Source organism: Mesorhizobium sp. M7A.F.Ca.CA.001.08.2.1 (genome assembly GCF_003998455.1).
Classification (GTDB): domain Bacteria; phylum Pseudomonadota; class Alphaproteobacteria; order Rhizobiales; family Rhizobiaceae; genus Mesorhizobium; species Mesorhizobium ciceri.
In genome coordinates this window covers 1-528 of the sequence record NZ_RZPW01001435.1, presented here as the reverse complement: position 1 = coordinate 528, position 528 = coordinate 1, and the positions used below count along the sequence as shown (strand labels likewise).

At 57.8% G+C, this 528-nt stretch carries 1 protein-coding gene; it reads left to right on the top strand.

What is annotated here, in order from left to right; genetic code table 11:
* The coding region (locus tag EN914_RS37835; RefSeq protein WP_245497962.1) for a response regulator transcription factor at positions 1-239 on the top strand (239 nt) is incomplete at its 5' end.
* Positions 240-528 lie beyond the last annotated feature (289 nt).

Sequence of the window (528 nt, the reverse complement as noted above, 5' to 3'; positions counted from 1 at the left end):
ACGCCGAATTGCAGGCTCTTCGGGACGATCAAGCCACACTAAGCCGTCGCGAACGAGAGGTCATGGCCTTGGTGACGTCCGGCCTCATGAACAAACAGGTCGGCTTCCAGCTTGGGATCAGCGAAATCACTGTGAAGGCTCATAGAGGCCGGATGATGCAAAAGATGAAGGCCGGTTCGCTTGCCGAATTGGTGAACATGAGCGCTAAGCTTGGCTCAGCTAGCGCGGTGAAGGCGTGACTGCCACCGCGAGCCGATCCGGCTTTCCACGGCAATGCAATCCAGAGCGGTGTTTCGAAAACGGGCGGCTTACGGCTTCACGAGGCAACAGATGACTTATTCCGGGTATTTGTTCGAAGTCCTGAGCCAAACGGGAAATTTTGTATTTTCGCGTGGCACTTGCTCCGGCAAGCCACCCCTCCTTGCGCTGTCCATTGCAGGACAGCAGCCCTCCGCCCGCCACCTAGACCGACTGTCGCACGAACTTGGTCTGGCAGCAGACCTTAACGGAACGTGGGCACTGAGGCCG